Below are 4,012 nucleotides of genomic sequence, written 5' to 3'. Positions count from 1 at the left end.
GGAAAATTCCCGTCGGCCTCGCAATATAGATCGACTACCTCATACCCTAAGGAATTATACAACGCAGGCGCAAACGGCGCGGTCGCCCCGCAGCCTGCGTCGACAACTACTTTCAGTTTACCCGGGGCGGCTTTGGCGGCGGTATCCCGCAGATAGGCTTTGGCTACGTCCCAGCTTTCCAGCGAACCCTCTGCACGCACGCACGCTTTCTCCCCAACCAAAGAGGCAATATGAGCCACCTCTTCTTCTCTCACCGGCAACGGGCCCAAGACCAGCTTAAAGCCGTTATAGGGCGCCGGATTGTGACTGGCGGTAATCATAACGCCGCCTTCGGCTTCGCTTTGACGCAGCGCATAATAAAACACCGGCGTCGCCACCGTGCCAATGTCCAGCACCCGACAGCCGGAAGCCGCCAGTTCACGGCATAAAATCGGCTTTAAACGCGGCGTAGACAAACGAATATCGCCGCCGACCACCACGGTTTTTCCGGTTAACATCACGCCCAGCGCTCTGGCAATATCCGTTACTGTCGCGTCGTCTAAATCCCTATCGGCAATGCCGCGAATGTCGCAGGCGTGATAAATATTGTGTTTCATGAAGACTCCTTCTGTAGTGCTTGCATAATAGCCACACCCGCACTGGCGCCAATGCGGTCGGCGCCGGCGGCAATCATCGCCCGAACCTGCTCCAGCGTGCGAATGCCGCCGGAAGCTTTGATCTGCGCAGCATCGCCTACGGTCCGGCGCAGCAGCTGTATATCTTCTACCGTAGCGCCGCCGCTGCCAAAGCCTGTGGAGGTTTTTACAAAATGAGCGCCCCCTCTGAGAGCCGCCAGCGCCGCTTGGCATTTTTCATCATCATCCAGACAGCAGGTTTCCAAAATGGCTTTAACAATTTTACCTTCCGCCGCCTCTACGACGCTATGCACATCGTTGGCCACCGCATCCCATTGGCCGCTCTTCGCCGCCCCTAGGGAAATGACCATATCGATCTCATCCGCCTTGCAGCGCACGGCTTGGCGCGTTTCTTCCTCTTTTACCCAAGTCAAGTTAGCGCCTAACGGGAACCCCACGACAGTAGCCACCTTGACGCCGCTGCCAGCCAAAAGATGCGCCGCTAAATCCACATAGACCGGATTGACGCATACGGCGGCAAAACCATACATTGCCGCCTCTTCGCACAGATCCCGGATATCATCGGGAGTCGCCGTCGCCTTAAGCAAGGTATGATCAATATAGGAAGCCAATTTCCGCATGGTGATTCCTCCTTTTTTACTTTACAGGGTGATATTCTTTTATTTTACCAGAGGCGAGCAAAACAGAAAAGCCGTCCTTCGCAAGAAGGACGGCTCGCAATGCGAACTATAAAGAAATAGTGCGATGGTGCAATGCGTGAGTGCGATTAATTGCGCGCTTGCGCTTGTTGCTTTTTCTGGCAGGCCGGACAGATGCCATAGAAATAGAACTGCTGGCCTGATAAAACATAGTCCGTTTTGTCGCTGACCTGTTTCACAAAAGCGCTGGCGTCAATATCATGCATGTCATCCACGCGACCGCAATCCATGCAACGTACATGAGGATGGTTTTCGACGGTCGCATCGTAGCGGAAGCTGTCTTCGCCTACATTGAGCACCTGTACCATGCCAATTTCCCGCAAAATCTCGATAGTCTTGTACACAGTGGCCAAGCTCATCGTCGGATAATGGGGCTGCAATTCGTTGAAAATCGCTTCGGCGCAGGGATGCTGTGTCGTGTTAGACAAAACCTGATAAATCGCCAGACGTTGAGGGGTTACTTTGAATCCTTTCTCCCGCAAGAGAGCTGCTACGGAGAAATCCATTATTCATCACACCTACTTCATAAATCTTTTAGCTTACTAGTAATTATTATCCTTTGAGTTTAATTGAATTTTACTATGGTTTGCAATGCCTGTCAAGCATTTCATAAGGGTAATATTACCATTCCCCAGAGCATTCGTCTAGTCTTAGACACATATTTCCTAAAAGAATCTCTTTGCCAACAACAATCATGGTCTATGCTATAATAAAAAGACTGTATATGACAAGGCTGGTGAAATATATGAAACTAGAACAAATCCCCGGCATTCTCGCCCAGGAGCTACGCATTGCGCCGCACCAGGCGAACGCCACGATCTCCCTCTTGGACGACGGCAATACTGTCCCGTTCATCGCACGGTATCGCAAAGAAGCAACCGGCGAGCTGGACGAAGAACAAATCCGTCTCATTGAAGAACGCTTCGCGTATCTGCGCAATTTGGCCAAACGTCAAGAAGAAATTCTCGCTTCCATTGAGGAGCAGCAAAAGCTGACGCCTGAACTTCAGGCAGCTATCGAGAAAACCACCAAGCTGCAAGAACTGGAGGATCTCTATCTTCCATATCGCCCCAAAAAGCGCACACGGGCGCAAATCGCCCGCGAAAAAGGTCTCGAGCCTCTGGCCGATCTGCTGCGCCAGCTTCCTGCCGGAAAAAGCCCTGACGAAGCGGCCGCTGCTATGCTGGCTGCGTTGCCGGATATTGAAACGGCAGAAGAAGCGCTAGCCGGAGCCTCGGATATTATTGCAGAACAAACCTCAGAAGATGCTTCTATCCGCGCCTGGCTGCGCAAAGAACTGTGGCAAAAAGGCGAAATCACTGCGGAATTTGCCGTTGAGGAAGAAGCCGCTAAAGAAGTTCTGGCCTATAAAGACTACCGTGAACCGGTAAAACGCATGCCGTCCCATCGTATTCTCGCCATCAATCGCGGTGAAAAGAAGGAGCTTCTCAAGGTACACTTAGTAGCGCCGCACGAAGAGTTTATCGCCGCTTTGTGCCGAAGAATCATTTCCTCGCCCAATGGCGCCTCGGAGTGGCTGGCCTCGGCCATTGCCGACGGCTATAAGCGTCTGCTTTTCCCTGCCTTGGAGCGGGAAATCCGCAATCTCCTCTCGGAGCACGCCGAAAAGCAAGCCATCCGCGTCTTCAGCCTCAACCTGCGCCAATTGCTGTTGCAGGCTCCCTTAGCCGGACATACCGTAATCGGCCTTGACCCTGGCTACCGCACCGGCTGCAAGGTGGCTGTCATCGACCCTACGGGGGCGGTTCTGGAGACAACGACCATTTACATTACCCATTCGGCGGCGCAAAAACAGCAGAGCGCCCAAAAAGTGCTGGATCTCTGTCACCGCCATAAGATCACGCTGGCAGCCATCGGCAATGGCACAGCTTCCTTTGAAACAGAGGAGTTTGTCGCCAACCTCATTGCCGAGCATCAACTGCCGCTGCGCTATCTCATCGCCAACGAAGCCGGCGCCTCGGTCTACTCCGCCTCTAAGCTGGCCCGGGAGGAAATGCCGGACTTGGATGTTTCGATTCGCGGCGCTGTTTCCATCGCCCGCCGCATCCAGGATCCTTTAGCCGAGCTGGTCAAGATCGAACCCAAGGCCATCGGCGTCGGCCAGTACCAGCATGATGTCGATCAAAAGGAGCTAGCCCACACGCTAGACGCTGTTGTTGAGTCAGCGGTTAACCATGTAGGCGTAGAATTAAACACCGCCTCGGGAGCGTTGCTGCGTCATGTAGCCGGCATTAATGCGACTGTCGCTAAAAACATTGTAGCTCACCGCGAGGTCAACGGCCCCTTCCGGCAGCGTAAAGAGCTGCTGAAGGTCGCCCGTCTGGGTCCTGCTGCCTATACGCAATGCGCAGGGTTCCTCCGTTTGGCCGCTTCTCCCCATCCGCTAGATAATACGCCGGTCCATCCGGAATCTTACTCTTTGGCGGAAAATCTGCTCGCCAAGCTGGGCTTCACCTTAAAAGATTTGAATCATAAAGACCGTCTGACCACGCTGCAGGCGCAAGCGCCTCAGGCCGATGTCGCCAAGCTAGCCAAGGAGCTCGAAGCTGGCGAACCCACGGTCCGTGATATTCTGGCGGCTCTAGCCAAGCCGGGCCGCGATCCCCGGGAAGACGTACCGCTGCCGCTCACGCGTCAGCAGGTAGTCAAGCTGTCCGA

3 protein-coding genes and 1 pseudogene are annotated in these 4,012 nt (G+C 53.9%); 1 reads left to right on the top strand and 3 read right to left on the bottom strand.

Going from position 1 to position 4,012, the window contains the following annotated elements:
- The 3 genes and pseudogenes from PHF27_RS13660 to PHF27_RS13650 all read right to left on the bottom strand — a co-directional run.
- Positions 1–596 (bottom strand): annotated as a pseudogene (locus PHF27_RS13660) (phosphomannomutase/phosphoglucomutase); the annotation flags it as partial.
- Positions 593–1,255 (bottom strand): deoxyribose-phosphate aldolase, encoded by a 663-nt coding sequence (gene deoC / locus PHF27_RS13655; protein ID WP_300071223.1) that lies wholly within the window; start codon positions 1,253–1,255, stop codon positions 593–595. The gene deoC and the pseudogene PHF27_RS13660, both read right to left, overlap by 4 nt.
- Before the next feature lie 146 nt (positions 1,256–1,401).
- On the bottom strand, positions 1,402–1,839 hold the full coding sequence (locus tag PHF27_RS13650; RefSeq protein ID WP_300071220.1) for a Fur family transcriptional regulator: 438 nt from the start codon (positions 1,837–1,839) through the stop codon (positions 1,402–1,404).
- A gap of 239 nt (positions 1,840–2,078) precedes the next feature.
- Between PHF27_RS13650 and PHF27_RS13645 the strand changes: the two genes are divergently transcribed.
- On the top strand, positions 2,079–4,012 hold a 1,934-nt coding region (locus PHF27_RS13645; RefSeq protein ID WP_300071217.1), incomplete at its 3' end, for a Tex family protein.

Origin of the sequence: Anaeromusa sp. (assembly GCF_028691475.1) — a bacterium.
GTDB lineage: Bacteria > Bacillota > Negativicutes > Anaeromusales > Anaeromusaceae > Anaeromusa.
This window is presented reverse-complemented; position numbering and strand designations above follow the sequence as displayed.